Below are 15895 nucleotides of genomic sequence, written 5' to 3'. Positions count from 1 at the left end.
TGTATTAATTGAAACATTGTACTTTACAGCTATTTCTTTTCGCTTAAGGCCTTTCTTATAATCCTCATAGGCAAGTTCCCAGTTCTCTTTCAAGTCATATCACCACCTCCTATTTGTCGTTTTGGGTAAAAGAAAAAGGACTTATTAGTAGTCCTTCTCATCATATTTGATTTTTTTAATTGCTTCCATATCAAATTTATTATTCAATTGAAGTTCAATAGCCTTTATAGTATCAGTTGTTCTCTCAACAAACATTTGAAACATTTTTTCTCTATCTTTTTCATCAGAATAATCTTTGCACTCATAATAATATCTATAATATTCAATATTCAAATTAGTTATAACATAATTCAGCAAATCTAATTTTTGATTTATTTTATTAAATTTTATGTAAAATTCACAGAAAGCAATTATAGCTGTCAATAAAATAACTAAACCACCATCAAAAACATTCCAAAAAGTTGCTACAGGAATAGCCACCAAGCAAATAGCACTTATATAAGAAGAATAAGTAATTTTCCTCTTTAATTGGTCTTCTTGTTCTATATACTCATCTCTTGTTCCTGTTAGCGTTTCTAGGTATTTCTTCTCTTTTTCTGTTATCATTTATCATCTCCAGGTTTCGGATCAAATGATGGCTTATACCTATCATTCTGAGGATTATCCCTTTTTTCAAAATCTCCATGTTCAAGAATCGGTTTTGGTTCTCGAGGCTTTGGACTAGGTTTGCGTTCACCTGGTTTAAATGGTTTTTTTTCGTTCATTAATATTCACTTCCCCTTTATTTTTATTTTCTACATTATATACCAAAATACTATTAAAATCACTAGATATATTGCAATATTTTCCCTTTTAAAGCGACACCACAAGCAGAAAAAATGTATGTTTAAAGGGGATTTCAAAATGAACTCTATGTCTAGCTGGCTTATTATTATAAATTATATTGAGGATGTGTGATGCCGCCATAAAAGAAAAAGAACACTTACGTGCTCTTTCACAAGGGATATTCAAATTATCGGGGAAACGTTCATCCATCTTTGCCAATTCCTGACATTATAATAATATCATAATTCATATTTACATAATATAGCATTAACAAAGAATAAAAAATTAATCTATTTTGTCTTCTTTACTGTGCATCTGATTGTTTTTATCTATTTCTCTAATAACCTCAGTTATATTTATTGCAGGTAACATAATAATCTCTCTTGATGTATCATATGATGTAATATTTTGTATTAAAGCTCTTATATATGGAAACAAGATAGCAGAACCATTAATTTTAACAATTTCTTCAATTTGCTCAATTTCTAAATTCTCTCTATCATCTCCCACAAAATCAAATAATCCTGAAATTTGAACACATAATTTTAATATTTTTTCATCATTTCTATCACTATCAATAAATTCAAGTTCTAAAAATAATTCATAAGAGTAATCAGATATTTTTTCTATTTTATATCCTATACTTGCATTATCTTTTCCTTCATCTATAAATTGAAAATCAATTTTTTTTATTTGAAAACCTTTAAACACTAAATCTGACATTTTCTATACCTCCAAATTTGTTATTAGAGATTAATCTTCCAAAAATATTTTTTTCTTTCACTTTAATTTTTTCTTGATCCTTTAACAACGTTTTTGTATGCAAAAAGCTCACAATTTTAGCATCTTTATTTAAAGTCATAGCAGTTGTACTAAGCTTAAATGATCTACTAATACTGCAATCCATGTCCAAATAATAAAACTTAGAAATATAATCATCTAATGTTATTTCTCTTTTATCTAGAAAGCCCTGAAATATTTCACTAAGATTATCTCCTTCATGAAATCCTAAATTTCGTAAACTTTCCTGCAACTCAGGATCTAAATTATCAAAGATAATGCCCTTTCTAATTGAATACATAATCATTCTTCCTTTCTAATCTACTAATTCTAATTCATCATATTTTATTACATTTTTATTTTTTACACAAATTTGAGGTGTAACTTTAGTATATAACAAATCTTGATTGGAATCTATTTCAAAATCGTTATAACATACATCGTACATATTTCTTTCACACAGCACATCACAAACATAACCAATAAATGTATTTTTTTCATTAGTAGAATATTCATTAAAATCGAAATCTAAATAGGGTATAATCATCAAATTAATTAAATCTTCCATACTCTTTCTTTTTGAATTTTGTCTCAAATCTAGAACTCTATCTTTATCACATTCTATTGGAACACCTAGAACGGAAAATTTTCTCTTTTTATATCTTTTTTTCCCCCAATATCTAGCAATTTCAATATCATTATCCCAAAAATAAACTCCTCTACCCAACCAATGATAATGTTTTGCTCTTGTTTTTAAACATTGAAAAACAGTACCATCATTTTCACTTTCTATAAATCTTTTTGATCTTAATATATCTTGTGCTTTTTCTAAAGAAGTTCCATGGTATCCATAGTATACTATATTCCTTCCCATTTTAAACATTCCTTCTTATTTTATTATTTTCACAATAATTTTAACACATATTATCATAAATATTCAATTATTAAAACATTTTTATATAAAATTGTAAAAATTCATTTACTATCTATATATAATAAAATAATTACTTTTATAATACCTTTCTTAAAATATTACTTGCTTTTCTATAAACATCTCCATTATTTTCAATATTATACTTGTTCATTACCCTTTTAAACCCTATAGGAGAAATATACAAATCAATTATGAATTGTTTATCATATTCATCCAATCTAGATAGAATATCGTCTACAAAAGCAATTCTAGACATTAATATCCACTTACGATTAAAATAAATATAATTATTTTCTTGGTAAAAATTTCTTAACTCTTGATTAGCTTTCTCTTTTTCCTCATTTAATCTTATGATTTTTTTGTCCAATGGCTCTACGTGTCCACCTAATCCATCGCTATATCCTGGTGACTTGATTTTTTTTATATCCTCATCACTAAAATATACTTTTTCTTGCCTTGTTATAACTTCTTTAGCATATTCTTGATCAAGCAATTCTAATTCCACTTTTAAATTCCTATAATTTTTAATATCTGACCTTACTAGTTCAAGCATTCTTACTCTTCCTGAATCACATAATTTTTTTAACAATTCTTTCTCTAATTGATCCATAATACCCTCCTATTTTTCAGCACGTCTAATAGCTAATCCTATAACAATCCCACCAACAACCAGCAGTGCTGTTTCCAGCATTCCTAATCCTGCAAAGAAATTAATAAGCCAGTTAGGCATCGTCTTCACCTACAATCGACATCAGCACTTTCAATTTGAAAATGACAGGCAGAAAAGCTGCTGCGTAATTTTGGTTCTGCTGGATAAGCACCTGAAGAACGTGTATTGTTGCTCCCATCTGTGTATAATTCAGCTGATTGTCAGCGAGTTCCTTCAAATAATTAAAGTTTTCTGTAACGTTTTTGCATTGCTGTATTTCATATACAGCCTTTTGTGGTTTATTCATTGCTCTCAACCCTTTCATAACTCTTTTCAAATATATCTGGTTTGCATGGATATTGTTCACCATTAACGCCTGTAATAATCCAATCCCCTTTTTCTGCTTTCATTCGACCTTCAAGCGTATCAATATACATGATTTTATCAGTTTGATAAGCTTCAACAATTATTGGTTTCTTTCTATACTTCATGATTTTTCACTTCCTTCCTACCACTCATTTACCTTGTCACTACCCCTCATCTACCTCTCAATACCCCTCACTTTTGATGCTCCATAGATTTTGTAACCGGGAAGAAACGTCCTTCTTCAAATTCTACTATGAATTTATCTATGCTTTCTGTAATATAATAGAAATCTATATTTTTTCCTTCAATTTCAATTATTTTATTACACTTCTTTTCCTTTTCATCCCACACCCACATGTTAATCTTCAATTCATCAAATCTATATGGTGGCGTATCAAAGTGTTCTTTGATTAATTGCTCAAAACAGTCTTGAACTTCTCTAATCATTTCTATTGAAAATGGGTAATTAGCACGTAAATTGAAAGACAAATATTCATGCTGATCTTTTAAAATACTTACAGCTTCTTTACACTCTTCTTTAGTCAACATCTTCATCACTCCAATCATAAATTCTTAACCTTTCTTAACTTTTCTTGGATACAAAACCAACTCACCCACATGATAAATCGAATTAAATTCATACCCTATCAGTTTATAATCATTTTTATACTTCATTTCATAGATATCCATCATATCCCTAAACGAATAACATTCAATTTTTACTATTTCATATTTCATAACTTTTCAAGCCTTATGTATATTCCAGGTATCTCTGACCAGAATTTTTCAATAATCTCACTCGCCACTCTTGAATCATTAACAAAGAAATTCAAATCTTCCATGATGTCCTTTAAAGCCTTATTGAGATTGTCTGTATCAGGTTTAGTGTATTTATACTCACCATCATAATGCTTCCCTGTTATTGGATAGCACCATTTGACAATCAGTCTTAAAGCGCCATCAAATGGCTCTTCTGGTCTAAATGGTATCAGGGCATCACGTATCTTCAACTTGGCCACTTTCAGTTCCTGTGGATCATAGAACTTTCCATTACCAATCTTATGCTGCTGAGCAGTAATAGTTGGAGGTATCATTGGCAGAAATAATTCAATCATCTTCTTCATAATCAGCTCCCCCCCTTCATTTTCCTACTAGTCATTGCAAGCGGGTTAGTAGGCGTCGTGCGCCAGCTATACGCACGACTACTTACCACGCAATGACATGCACGAGTAATTTCTACCTAGGGGTCACCGTCACTAAATATATATACGTAGTATATATATTCACTGACCCCTCTACTGACCCGTCAGTTTACTTGTTATTTGACTGACTGACCCCTAGAGGGGTCACCGTCACTTTTCCTGTTTTTTGACCCCTATTCTTTTCTTAAAACAATGCCACCTTTTCGGGTGAAATCAGGATGTTCGTCAACTCTCTTGCGTACTGCATTTGTACTTAATGTAAAATATTCTTCTAGTGCCTTTATAGTAACTTCACCATCAATCTTCAGTGCTTCATAAGCAGTTTCTAGTGCTTTCATACGTTCATTTTTCTTTTCTTCCGGACTCTTTCGTGCCTCCTTAGCTTTCTTCCATAGAGGCTTCACATCATCAGGATCTATATCATTCAATACACCTGTTTTATCAACCGTATGTACAGGATAATCAAAATACAAATTAACTGGTGAAAACTTTGCAAATTCTCTTAATGTTCCTTCTATTCTCCAGGCTGTTACTGATGTAACGTGTTCTCTCGCTCTGTTGATTAATCCATCAAGTTCCTGATAATATTTTCGGCCTAATTTTGACTTACAGAACTCAATCATGACACTTTGGGATAAAACATCATCCTGTGATAATTCGTCCAACAGAGCTGAATTATGAGCTTTAATATAATCAACACAGCACTTACACGCTGCATCATTTCTCATATACTTGTAGACATCATCATTAAGATCTAACTCAATCAAATCCAGCAATGCATCTGGATCACGTGCAAACACTCCAGACCCACTGGCTCTATCCATAGATCTTTTAGAGCCCTGCTGGCCTTTTGAATGATGGTGACAATAAATAACTGCCGTACCAAGCTCATTGCATATCTTGTCAAACTGATTGCAGAAGTTAGCCATCTGATCTGCACTGTTTTCGTCACCTGTTATAACTTTGTATATTGGATCTATGATAATTGCTATATAATTCTTCTTTGAAGCTCTTCTTATGAGCTTTGGAGCCAATTTATCCATTGGTATGGATTTACCTCTAAGGTTCCATATATCAATGTTAGAAAGACTATTTGGGGTTAATCCAAGTGCGTTATATACATCCTTGAAACGATGCAGACATGATGCTCTATCAAGCTCAAGATTGACATACATGACCTTTCCCTTTGCACATTTAAATCCAAGCCAATCATTGCCTTCTGCTATTGCAATGCAAAGCTCTATAAGGGCAAATGACTTTCCTGCTTTTGATGGTCCTGCAAGAAGCATCTTATGCCCTTGTCGTAACACTCCATCAATAAGTGGTGTAGCCAGTTCAGGCATATCATTCCAAAAATCATTCAATGATTCAGGTTCAGGCAAATCATCATTAACTGATTCAATCCACTCTTTCCATTCATCCCATGATGATTTTCCAATGTTCGTATCTACAAGAAACTGTTTGTGCCCATTTCTGATAACCCCAGGCATTCTGGATAATCGAGATGGATTTTTATTTTGTGTGTCAACATCAAGACCATTCTTCTTACAGATCATGTACAAGAAGTCTACACGTTTTTTGTATTCGTAATAATCAGCTGCTTCTATCTTTACAATGGCATGCAGACTTTTCTTGCCACTATGAACAAGACACGCTACTGGTAGTTCAAGCTCTCTTATGATGGCATTTTGTTTTTCAATCTCAATTGTATCTGATTCAACCAATGCATATCTGAATTCAGTGACATTAGCATTGTTTACACCTTTTCCATCAAGCGGATTAAAACGTATCCATGCACCTGCTTCTTCCTTATAGTCGCCAAATACCGATCCAATATCATCGTTGCAGTTTGCCAACCTAGAAATGATGTCACCTGCCGTTTCTTTGAAATTTCCTTTAGTAGGAAGATATTTATCATCCTTTTTCCATGTTCTCGTTACATATCCAACAATATCAGTTGAATCAAATAAAGTTTCAAGATACTTTATAATCTGCCTTGCAGGACTCCATCGTCTGGGTTCATTGATTGTTTGACCTTCTATCCAATCCTTATCGACAATAACCTGTTCGTCATTGATGGTTGAATCCCAGTTCAATTCATAATCTTCCTTCTTTGGTCGTGACATCCACCCGTGTTCCTTGGCCATCTTTACAATTGTTCCACCTGTAACTATTGACAATGCTCCTTCATTGAATGTGTCCCATTTTTTGTAACATTCTCCAGGATGGTATCTCGAATCATTTGATGACCACCTGTCCCAATCTGATGCAGCATATCCTTCATGCTTAAGAGCCATTCCTACATTAATCCATTCCTGATATGACAGTGTTGAAGGATCGATATACTCTAATAATTCATTTAAATCTCTTTCCATAGGTTAATCCTTTTTATTAGGAATATATTCTTGAGGTACTACACCGTTTGGCACTCTCCATCCAGATGCGGCAATACGATTAATCATATGACTAGCCTGCTCAAACGTCCACATTCCTACGTTGTTAAAGCCTCGTCCTTCTAATAATCTGATTTGCTTTGGTGTAGATAACCCCTCCTGCTTACGCTTATTTAATCTATCGAGCAACATGCTTGCTTTCCCAGCATTGTCTATTTCATCAGGAAAAATTCCAAACTTTTCAAGAGCTTCAATTTGTTTCTTTGTTGCAGGAGCACATTCCCATCCAAATGCTGGAACATAATTCGACAAATCTTCTGCCTGAATACTCATTTCAAATTGTAGAGGATCCACAAGCTTTCTCTTTCTTTTCTTCATCTCTGCGAGAACTGTGGCTAATGCCTCTTCACGTTTTGCAACAACGTCTTCAGATGCAATATGTTCAGCTTCTTCAATATCAATTGCTACTCCTGGTTCATTTTCTAGATTTTGAGTCATCTGCTTCGCAACTTCTTCATTTTCACATATGAGAGATGCTGGATGACAAAGTTCATGTCGTTCTGTGTGCCATAAGAAATCCAACAATAATAGTTCAGTCTTTCCAGGTGAGAGTCTCGTACCTCTTCCAACCATCTGACTATAAAGGCTTCTTACCTTCGTTGGTCTAAGCACTATGATGCAATCAACTGATGGACAATCCCATCCTTCTGTAAGCAGCATAGAATTACATAAAACGTTATATTTGTCATCTTCGAAATCCTTCAATATTTCAGCTCTTTCCTTACTTTCACCATTAACTTCAACAGACTTAAACCCATTTTTATTTAATATGTCCGTAAATTTCTGGCTTGTCTTAACAAGTGGCAAAAATACAACCGTTTTTCTGTTTGTACAATATTTTTTCATCTCTTCGGCAATAGATAGTAAATAAGGATCAAGTGCAGTACCTAAATCTCCAGCCTTAAAATCGCCAGACTGTATTCCAACACTTGATAAATCTAGTTTAAGTGGAATAGTTAAAGCTTTTATTGGACACAAGAAACCTTCTTTTATTGCCTTGGGTAATGTATATTCATAGGCCAATGATTCAAAATAACTTCCTAAGTTTCTCATATCTCCTCTATCTGGAGTAGCTGTTACGCCAAGTACCTTTGCATGATCAAAATGCATAAGCACTTTTTGATATCCATTGCTTAAACAATGATGAGCCTCATCGATTATAATCTTGTCAAAATAATCTGATGGAAATTGTTTTAGTCGCTTATCTCTCATCAATGACTGTATAGAACCTACAACAATTCTAAACCAGCTTCCTAGACATGTTTCTTCAGCCTTTTCAGTTGCACACATAAGACCAGTAAATTTTTTGATTTTATCGGCAGCCTGTTCTAGCAATTCTCCACGATGTGCAAGAATGAGGACACGGTCCCCATTTCTAACACATTCTTCTGTTACCTTAGCAAAAACAACTGTCTTTCCACATCCTGTAGGTAAGACAAGCAGTGTTCTATCAACTTCATTCCATTGCTTGAATATGGCATCCTGTGCCTCTTTTTGATATGGTCTAGGTTTAAATTCCATAAATTTCACCTAGAACTGACCAGCAGTATATCCGCCACCTGCATGAGATTTCTGATTATAACTAGGATCCTTTGGATAGAACTTCTTAATTTCATTATATTCATTCCCGTTATATGTTCTTATTCCTAGCTTGCATCTTCCTGTTGATCCAGGAACCATCTGCCAATTCATCTTCAATTGCTCACCTTTTTTCTTCTGACCAATGCCAGCAAAGAATTCACTTAAAGACCATTCACATCTGCTATGCAGCATTAATCTATGATTGACAAAAGCAGACTGACCAGTTGCAGTATCATCAATTCTGATTTTAACAATGGCCACATTACATGGTGGCATTTTCTCGCTTCCATTAAATCTTTCTCTTTCAAATGACTCTACCTTGAAATCATAATCTCCTTCAGGCAATATAATAAATTCACTATCTTTCTGGATGACATCATCCCATCCAAATTCTCTATCCATAACTTCCATTCGTATTTTCCTCCTTAAAATTGCATTTTATTTTTCTGAATCATATTCAATACTTGGTCCCATGCTCCAATCAACACACCCTCAATAAAACCAGGATCATAATTCTTGATAGGTGTATTCGCAGGATAATATCCTTTCATTGCTACAACATCCATGATGTCCTGTTCGGTAACCATATTAACATTCATAAGGTCCTTTAAAGCCTTAGGAATTCCATCATCAAATTCTTGAACTTCTAAATCATCAAATTTAATTGGATCCAATGGTTCAGGCTCCAATACTTTTTCACTTGGCTGTTCAATAGTAAATGTTGGACCCTCACTTAATTCTTTAACAGCATTTTGATTATCAAAGATATGTGCAACTGCACTATAATCAAGTGGTAACTCTTCTGGCAATCCATCTCTATTCTTTGCATCCCAGCATGGATGATGTGTTGTATACATGACACGCTGTCCTCCCTGTGCCTTATGTTTCTTTCCCTTATCATCAACAGCAACACTGAAAGTCTTATAATTTGCAAAAAGAACCATATCAGCCCATTCCTTTGTAATAGGAGCTGTCTGGGCAGTTGTCTTCTTTCCTAATTTAAGCTCATAGCGATCATACGCTCCCATTTCATTGGGCTGTTCAAACTTTCTGATGATTGCATGTGCTGTCAGTAAAACATTGATATTTGCTACATCAACAACATCCTGTAGAAGATTGAGGAATCTTCCCCATTCTTCAGCAACATATGTATATCCATTTCCATATCCAAAGTCTTCAATGCCTTTTTTGCCATGAGATGCACATACTGCTTCGACGCATAATCTCTCTGCCCAGTCTGCAGTATCGATGACAAGAGTCTTGCATGGTTTAGTTTGAATCACAAACTTGACCATATCTATAAGCATCTGCCAGCTCGTTGGCTTTGGTAATCTTTTGACATCAAGCTTTTTAGTTGAACCTTCAGTATCAATAAATAATGGATTAGGAAAATGTGATGCAAAAGTTGATTTCCCAATACCCTCTGGACCATAAAAGACAACTTTTTGTGCACTGTTTACGATACCTTCTGTAATTTCATACCCCATTAAAATTCACCTGCTTTCCATTTAGGTTGTTCTTTAACTTCTTCCTGCACCTGTTTAACCATTCCATCTTCTATGATGATTGAACATTCATCTCCTGTTGAAACACGTGTAGCAATCGCCTGTAGACCTTCATTTTCTAGCCATTGTCCAAAATCATTGAGTGTATCAAGATCCATTTGTTCAAGCTTATCCAACAATACAAATCCACACTTAGGATTAAGTTTGCGAACAATAGCTGTTGATACTTTTAGCTGGTCGCTACCACTCATACCATCCCATTTGTTTCCATTGTATGTAAGTTCTCCATCTTCTACAGAGAGACCAGGCAATGGTAAATCAGCATGATTTAATAAATCCATCTTCTGTTTTCTAACATTTTCAATCTTCACTGTTAATGAATCATATTGTTCATCATACTGTTTTGCATCTTCTTCAGCTTTCTGTTTATCAAGATTTGCACGTACTTTTCTGTTTGTTTCTTCAATATCTGCAAGATTCTTTTCCAATTCATCAGTAGACTGATCAATCAAATCAAGAGCATCCATCTTGGCAATAGACAAGTCTTCTCTTGCCTTATCAAGTTCCATCTTTTTAGCTTCAATCTGTTTCATCAATGAAGCATATTCCTGTTCAAGCGTTGATACCTGATACTCAATCTGGTGAACTCGTTCTCTTTTACGCTGATTTTCACCATTTTTAGCTAAAATTTCCTGTTGCTGATTAATCAAGTCCTGCGGAGAGATAAGGTCATCAGGAACATCAGCATAATATATCTGTTCTTTAGCATACTTTTTCTTCTGGTCAGCAATACGACCAACTGTCAATCGTTCCTGATACAATTCCTTTTCCTGCATTTCATATTGAGCTAGTTGTTCACCTACTCCTATAATCTGTAAAAGAATATTGGCTTTTTCCTTATTGGATGAATTCATAAATTTTGGTAAATTCAAAGCTAACTTTTCAATAAAATCATCCAATAATGTTTGGCCTGCTTTCTTTCCAGATGGATCAGTTACTTTCAAAGAGCTGTTCTTCCCTTTTCTTTCAACAACAATTCCATTGCTTAATTGAATCTTCAAATATGGTGGAATCGTTGACCCTTCTCTTGTTGGCTTGGATGGTCTAAAGTTTTCTCCACCTAATGCCCATGCAATGCTGTCAAGAACTGATGTTTTTCCCTGTCTGTTGTTCCCACCAATGATATTCAACCCTTTTTCTGTAGGTGTAATAGTCACTGCTTTAATTCGTTTAACATTTTCCAATTCAAGAGAATTGATTGTTATTTTTTTATCCATTTTTTGATCCTCCTTGACATTCACTAATTAATTTTCCATTGTTGAAATGTGCAACAGTTTTTATCTTTCCATTTTCAATGACATAAACTTTAACAATTTCATCATTCTTATTTGTTTCGATTCTATATCTTTCATTTATGTTTACTGATTTATTTACTTTTATATACTTGATAGCTTCGTCTAAATTTGAAGAAAAAGCATCTAAATTAAATTCGTTCATATATTATATTTTCTCCTTATCTAAGCTGTTGAATGTATGTCCAATGACAATATAGTTGTCATTTTCTACTGGGTATAAGTGTTCTATTGGAGTACAAGCACATGTACCTCCCATGTGATACCAGATGAATGCACCCCTTTTGTCCTTTGTATATTTGCTGAAAACTCCAATTTCAACTTTATAGATTTTTCCTCTTGCATCTGTTGGACAGTAGGCTACCAGCTGTCCCTTTTTGAATTCCTTTTCCATTTACCCCACTCCTTTCACACTGGCCATAATGACTGCGACTACAGTTGCCAGTACTATGGCTGTTGTTAAAATATAAGGATATAATTTATCTCTCAATGGCAATTCCTGATAAGGGACAACTAGATCTGGTCTACTCATTTTCATTTTCTATACCTCCAAGTATCATCGCTGATATAAAACCAATCGTTCCAAATAGCAACGATAAATTTCCATTATAGATTCCTGCAATAGGCGCTAATAAAGTTGATACAAATGTAATCACAAATACAATCATGTATACTTTCATCTTGATTTCCCCTTTCTAACCACCTATAATAAAGGTGATTAATTTTCACTTTTAATTAATCTTTGGTCGATGTTGCCGCATCGACTTTTTCTTTTGCAATTACGCATTTTTCATAGGTTGATAAATCCATACCCTTATATGATTTTTGAAATTCTTCTAACTGCCACAATGGAATTTTAAAGCCACTGCCCATTTGCATCGGTTCAAGAATATGACTGCATACAAGATTCTCAAATGCCCTTTTTCCTATTCCTAGAATTTCCATGGTATCCTTTGAACCAACACATTTTAGATACTCACTGTCATTTTTCTGATTCTTATTAACAGGTATACTTTGTTCCAAACTCTGGATAATGATTTTTTCTAAAACTTGAGAATTTATCTTAATCTCTATTGGTGCCTCCATTTTTCTGCTCACCCCCTTTCAAGAATCCTGTTGATATAACCTAGCAAGTAACCAAGCATCATACTATCTGTGATTTCCATATCATCAGGAAGTTCATATTCCTCTAACATTTTTTGCTGAATACCTTCGATGTTTCTAACTTTTTTCAAGTGATCTAAGATATCTTTATTTTTCATGATTTTCCCTACTTTCTGTTTTTAACTCCTCTTTTCAGGTGTTAAAACACTATTTTTGAAAACTTCAATTTCCAAAATCTGCTAAAATAAACTTGTCGATAATCTTTAATATTTGTTTGCTAAATTTACTCCCTAGCATGATATAATTTTCATGAAAGGAGGTTTAAAACATGAATGAATATGAACTTTTTTATCCTAATATCATTAGGGTTATTGAAGTAGCAGATGAAGAACGTTGCAACAGGTACTTAATGAAAAAATGGAAACTATTAAATGTTTTTACAACCTGCATTAATGAAAACAATTGCGATTGCATAACCATATATGTTCTTGGCTGGGACAAACGCAATGGTAATGAACCATCTATCCCTGTAAAAATGTAAGATTATTTCAACCTAATCAAAACAACCTTTAATAATTCATTCTTTTTGTCAAAAATAGCATTCACTGCAATCCATTCTTCTTTCTGGTTGCTTAAATATGATGCTATTTTTTTACTATCTGTTTCTTCATGAACTTCCTTTGCATAAGGATACAATTGTTTTTTATCCATTCAATCACCCTTTCTTTTTTTGTTTCTCTTTGTCCTTCTTATTCTGTGATATAATCACTTTGAAAGGAGGTGTAATATTGCCAAAACTTATTAAGCCAGGTACCGACAATCAAACTCCGGGAAAATATAGAGAAGTTGGTCCTCGTGGTGGAGAAGTGTCTAAACCTAGAACTGTGAAAATTGATAAAGGCGACAGATTACCACCAACTCAAGAAAAAGGTAGAAAATGGAAAAAAATATAACCTTTTATCCCAAGCATTTATTGTTTGGGAATTTTTATCCTTCTCCTAGAAAAACACCAAACATATCCAAATAGATTTATTTGAATCCATGATTCAACATACAATTCATCATTTTCTTCATATTTTGTTATGTAATGTTTAATAATTGTATTCACCCTTTCTTTGTTTTATTCTACTTGTATAAGTCATATCGTTCGCTTAAAGCGTGATTGTCAGCCAAAAAAATATGATCAATAGTAGTTTTATATATTTCAGCTAAACTATCTAAATTACCTTTATCTGGAATAGTGGTCCCACTCTCCCAATTCTGAATAGTTCTTTCTGTTTTCCCTAGTTTTTCAGCTACTTCAGCAATTGTCAAACCACTATTTACTCTCCATGCTTTTAAAGTTAATTGCATTTTAACCACCTCCTCGCCAATAATTATACTCGCTTTAAGCGTGTTGTCAACTTAAAACGGAAATTTTTTCATGTTTTTATTGTTTTAATACGCTAAAAGTGATATTCTTAATATAGAAAGTAAGGTGATATCTATGGATTCTAAACAGAAACAAAAAGATATTTTTTCTAAAAATTTAAAATATCAATTAAACATACACAAAAAAACTCAAGCTGATATTGTTAATGACTTGAATATTACATCTAGTACAGTATCAGATTGGGTTAACGGTAAAAAATATCCGAGAATGGATAAAGTACAGATTCTAGCTGATTATTTAGGTATTTTAAAATCAGATTTAGTAGAAGATAAATCAAATGATGATAGCGATTATATTAATAACATCTATAAAATAGACAAAATAAAACTTCCTTTTCTAGGAAGTGTTGCATGTGGTGAACCCATATACGTTGATGAAGATAGAGAAAGCTATATTATGGTTGGAACCGATATTCACGCTGATTTCTGTCTGCAATGCAAAGGTGACAGTATGATCAACGCACGGATCCATGATGGTGATATAGTATTCGTAAGAAAACAGGACATTGTAAACAATGGAGAGATTGCTGTTGTTATTATAGATGATGAAGCAACATTAAAACGTTTTTACTACTATAAAGAACAAAACATGGTTATTCTTAGACCAGAAAATAATAAGTATCAGGATATTGTTTTAACAGGTGAAGAACTTGAAAAAGTAAGAGTAATTGGAAAGGCTGTTGCTTTTCAAAGTGATGTGATATAAACAATATATTAGAAAATAGGGAGGAATAAAATGACAATAAAATCAAAAATTCAAAAAAATAGAGTCTTAATCTCTGAAATTGCCTGTAAAAAATTTTTAAATATAGTTCAGAATACAAAAATCGAAAAATTTAAATATTTGCCTTATCATTTACAATTTCAATCAAACTCATTTGAACATGAAAACAACAATACGAATCAAGCAAAATTTCAAATATATAAAAGGGGAGCCATTGTTTTAGTTAATTTTGGTATAAACATTGGAAATGAACTATCTGGAAATCATTTTGCAATTGTATTGAGTAAATCAGATCATCCCAAAAATTCTGTTTTAACTGTAGTTCCATTATCATCAAAAAATAAAAAAATATATCTTCCATTAAAGGATGATATATATAAATTAGTAAATACATCAACAGTAAAATACACCATAGATCATATATTACCAGACGTAAAAAAATGGTATAACATAAAAATTGATGGAGATAAAATATTAAAAAAATTAGAATCAAATGTTGTGCTATTAAAAGAACTAGAAAAAGAAAACTCTTATAACAAAGAAAATCTGGCAAAGGATAAAAGATTTATTGAAATTTGTAACGAAAGTAAAATATTATTAAATGACTTAACAGAAAAAGAAATAAAGTTTGAAAATGAACGTGAAATTTTGTTAAAAAATCTTAATATTATAAATGAAGCTGCTAAAAAATATGATAAAAATCAAGGAAAAAATAGTTATGCAATGATACAAAACATACAAACAATTAGCAAGTTAAAAATAATGAAACCAATAAATCAATTTGATCCAATAGGTAAAATATACATATCACAAGAATCTATGAAAAAAATTGATATTGAAATTATAAAAAGATTTACAACAATTCCTTTTAACGAAAATTTTGATATTGACTTTTTGTAATCAAACGTTTATACTACAGGTGTAGAGAGGTTTTAGCCTCTATGAAATTATTATAGTGGTCTATAGGGCCAATGTTTATGTGACCTGTT

The 15895-nt window shown here is 32.7% G+C and carries 28 protein-coding genes; 4 read left to right on the top strand and 24 right to left on the bottom strand.

The genetic code is table 11. The annotated features are described in order from the left end of the window. Window positions 1-144: 144 nt before the first annotated feature. From B5E87_RS07855 to B5E87_RS15020, 22 genes are all read right to left on the bottom strand, one after another. Window positions 145-606, bottom strand: a complete 462-nt coding sequence (locus tag B5E87_RS07855) for a hypothetical protein (RefSeq protein ID WP_087244376.1) — start codon at window positions 604-606, stop codon at window positions 145-147. After that, on the bottom strand, window positions 603-764 hold the full coding sequence (locus B5E87_RS15040; RefSeq protein ID WP_158095577.1) for a hypothetical protein: 162 nt from the start codon (window positions 762-764) through the stop codon (window positions 603-605). Before B5E87_RS15040 ends, B5E87_RS07855 begins: the two co-directional genes overlap by 4 nt. A gap of 346 nt (window positions 765-1110) precedes the next feature. Next, entirely contained in the window at window positions 1111-1548 is a 438-nt protein-coding gene (locus tag B5E87_RS07850; RefSeq protein WP_087244375.1) for a protein-export chaperone SecB, read from the bottom strand. Next, window positions 1529-1906, bottom strand: a complete 378-nt coding sequence (locus B5E87_RS07845; protein WP_087244374.1) for a hypothetical protein — start codon at window positions 1904-1906, stop codon at window positions 1529-1531. The genes B5E87_RS07850 and B5E87_RS07845 overlap by 20 nt, the downstream gene beginning before the upstream one ends. Before the next feature lie 15 nt (window positions 1907-1921). Further along, the gene (locus tag B5E87_RS07840) at window positions 1922-2488 is read right to left on the bottom strand and encodes a hypothetical protein (protein ID WP_143746889.1); all 567 of its coding nucleotides are present in this window, start codon (window positions 2486-2488) and stop codon (window positions 1922-1924) included. 127 nt (window positions 2489-2615) lie between these two features. Next, window positions 2616-3149, bottom strand: coding sequence for a hypothetical protein (locus B5E87_RS07835; RefSeq protein WP_087244372.1), 534 nt, complete (start codon window positions 3147-3149; stop codon window positions 2616-2618). Between the two features lie 112 nt (window positions 3150-3261). After that, on the bottom strand, window positions 3262-3495 hold the full coding sequence (locus B5E87_RS07830; RefSeq protein ID WP_087244371.1) for a hypothetical protein: 234 nt from the start codon (window positions 3493-3495) through the stop codon (window positions 3262-3264). Beyond that, complete coding sequence (locus B5E87_RS07825) at window positions 3488-3679, bottom strand: hypothetical protein (RefSeq protein ID WP_206399265.1); 192 nt, start codon at window positions 3677-3679, stop codon at window positions 3488-3490. Before B5E87_RS07825 ends, B5E87_RS07830 begins: the two co-directional genes overlap by 8 nt. A gap of 67 nt (window positions 3680-3746) precedes the next feature. After that, the gene (locus tag B5E87_RS07820) at window positions 3747-4103 is read right to left on the bottom strand and encodes a hypothetical protein (protein ID WP_143746888.1); all 357 of its coding nucleotides are present in this window, start codon (window positions 4101-4103) and stop codon (window positions 3747-3749) included. A gap of 24 nt (window positions 4104-4127) precedes the next feature. Further along, complete coding sequence (locus B5E87_RS15035; RefSeq protein ID WP_158095576.1) at window positions 4128-4292, bottom strand: hypothetical protein; 165 nt, start codon at window positions 4290-4292, stop codon at window positions 4128-4130. After that, on the bottom strand, window positions 4289-4678 hold the full coding sequence (locus B5E87_RS07815) for a RusA family crossover junction endodeoxyribonuclease (protein ID WP_087244368.1): 390 nt from the start codon (window positions 4676-4678) through the stop codon (window positions 4289-4291). The genes B5E87_RS15035 and B5E87_RS07815 overlap by 4 nt, the downstream gene beginning before the upstream one ends. Before the next feature lie 251 nt (window positions 4679-4929). Next, entirely contained in the window at window positions 4930-7131 is a 2202-nt protein-coding gene (locus tag B5E87_RS07810; protein WP_087244367.1) for an AAA family ATPase, read from the bottom strand. A gap of 3 nt (window positions 7132-7134) precedes the next feature. Next, complete coding sequence (locus tag B5E87_RS07805) at window positions 7135-8730, bottom strand: DEAD/DEAH box helicase (RefSeq protein ID WP_087244366.1); 1596 nt, start codon at window positions 8728-8730, stop codon at window positions 7135-7137. 9 nt (window positions 8731-8739) lie between these two features. Beyond that, window positions 8740-9201, bottom strand: a complete 462-nt coding sequence (locus B5E87_RS07800; protein ID WP_087244365.1) for a DUF669 domain-containing protein — start codon at window positions 9199-9201, stop codon at window positions 8740-8742. Window positions 9202-9215: 14 nt separating this feature from the next. Then, window positions 9216-10277 carry an ATP-binding protein gene (locus B5E87_RS07795; protein ID WP_087244364.1) on the bottom strand — a complete coding sequence of 354 codons (1062 nt, stop codon included), beginning with the start codon at window positions 10275-10277 and terminating at the stop codon, window positions 9216-9218. After that, entirely contained in the window at window positions 10277-11572 is a 1296-nt protein-coding gene (locus B5E87_RS07790) for an AAA family ATPase (RefSeq protein WP_087244363.1), read from the bottom strand. The genes B5E87_RS07795 and B5E87_RS07790 overlap by 1 nt, the downstream gene beginning before the upstream one ends. Beyond that, window positions 11565-11792: a hypothetical protein gene (locus B5E87_RS07785; protein WP_087244362.1), complete on the bottom strand. Its 228-nt coding sequence runs from the start codon at window positions 11790-11792 to the stop codon at window positions 11565-11567. The genes B5E87_RS07790 and B5E87_RS07785 overlap by 8 nt, the downstream gene beginning before the upstream one ends. Before the next feature lie 3 nt (window positions 11793-11795). Next, entirely contained in the window at window positions 11796-12041 is a 246-nt protein-coding gene (locus B5E87_RS07780; protein ID WP_087244361.1) for a hypothetical protein, read from the bottom strand. Continuing rightward, window positions 12042-12185, bottom strand: coding sequence for a hypothetical protein (locus tag B5E87_RS15030; RefSeq protein ID WP_158095575.1), 144 nt, complete (start codon window positions 12183-12185; stop codon window positions 12042-12044). It abuts the gene before it with no gap. After that, window positions 12172-12327 (bottom strand): hypothetical protein, encoded by a 156-nt coding sequence (locus tag B5E87_RS15025; protein ID WP_158095574.1) that lies wholly within the window; start codon window positions 12325-12327, stop codon window positions 12172-12174. Before B5E87_RS15025 ends, B5E87_RS15030 begins: the two co-directional genes overlap by 14 nt. 55 nt (window positions 12328-12382) lie before the next feature. After that, on the bottom strand, window positions 12383-12733 hold the full coding sequence (locus B5E87_RS07775) for a MerR family transcriptional regulator (RefSeq protein ID WP_087244360.1): 351 nt from the start codon (window positions 12731-12733) through the stop codon (window positions 12383-12385). Between the two features lie 8 nt (window positions 12734-12741). Further along, window positions 12742-12909, bottom strand: a complete 168-nt coding sequence (locus tag B5E87_RS15020; protein ID WP_158095573.1) for a hypothetical protein — start codon at window positions 12907-12909, stop codon at window positions 12742-12744. A gap of 170 nt (window positions 12910-13079) precedes the next feature. On the opposite strand from B5E87_RS15020, the gene B5E87_RS07770 reads away from it, so the two are divergent. Continuing rightward, window positions 13080-13292 (top strand): hypothetical protein, encoded by a 213-nt coding sequence (locus tag B5E87_RS07770; RefSeq protein WP_087244359.1) that lies wholly within the window; start codon window positions 13080-13082, stop codon window positions 13290-13292. Window positions 13293-13294: 2 nt separating this feature from the next. On the opposite strand, the gene B5E87_RS15015 is transcribed toward B5E87_RS07770, so the two are convergent. Continuing rightward, complete coding sequence (locus tag B5E87_RS15015; RefSeq protein ID WP_158095572.1) at window positions 13295-13462, bottom strand: hypothetical protein; 168 nt, start codon at window positions 13460-13462, stop codon at window positions 13295-13297. Between the two features lie 77 nt (window positions 13463-13539). Here B5E87_RS15015 and B5E87_RS15395 point away from each other — a divergent pair, with 77 nt between their 5' ends. Further along, a complete protein-coding gene (locus B5E87_RS15395) occupies window positions 13540-13704 on the top strand; it encodes a YjzC family protein (protein ID WP_087244358.1) in 165 nt (54 codons plus the stop codon). A 172-nt stretch (window positions 13705-13876) separates the two neighbouring features. On the opposite strand, the gene B5E87_RS07760 is transcribed toward B5E87_RS15395, so the two are convergent. Further along, the gene (locus tag B5E87_RS07760; protein WP_087244357.1) at window positions 13877-14104 is read right to left on the bottom strand and encodes a helix-turn-helix domain-containing protein; all 228 of its coding nucleotides are present in this window, start codon (window positions 14102-14104) and stop codon (window positions 13877-13879) included. Window positions 14105-14237: 133 nt separating this feature from the next. On the opposite strand from B5E87_RS07760, the gene B5E87_RS07755 reads away from it, so the two are divergent. Both B5E87_RS07755 and B5E87_RS07750 read left to right on the top strand, forming a co-directional pair. Further along, entirely contained in the window at window positions 14238-14888 is a 651-nt protein-coding gene (locus tag B5E87_RS07755; RefSeq protein WP_087244356.1) for a LexA family protein, read from the top strand. A gap of 30 nt (window positions 14889-14918) precedes the next feature. Next, on the top strand, window positions 14919-15806 hold the full coding sequence (locus B5E87_RS07750) for a type II toxin-antitoxin system PemK/MazF family toxin (protein WP_087244355.1): 888 nt from the start codon (window positions 14919-14921) through the stop codon (window positions 15804-15806). Window positions 15807-15895 lie beyond the last annotated feature (89 nt).

It is taken from the genome of Massilimicrobiota sp. An142, assembly GCF_002160725.1.
GTDB lineage: Bacteria > Bacillota_I > Bacilli_A > Erysipelotrichales > Coprobacillaceae > Allocoprobacillus > Allocoprobacillus merdigallinarum.
The sequence above is the reverse complement of the archived record's forward strand: the minus strand, read 5'-3'. Positions and strand labels throughout refer to the sequence as shown.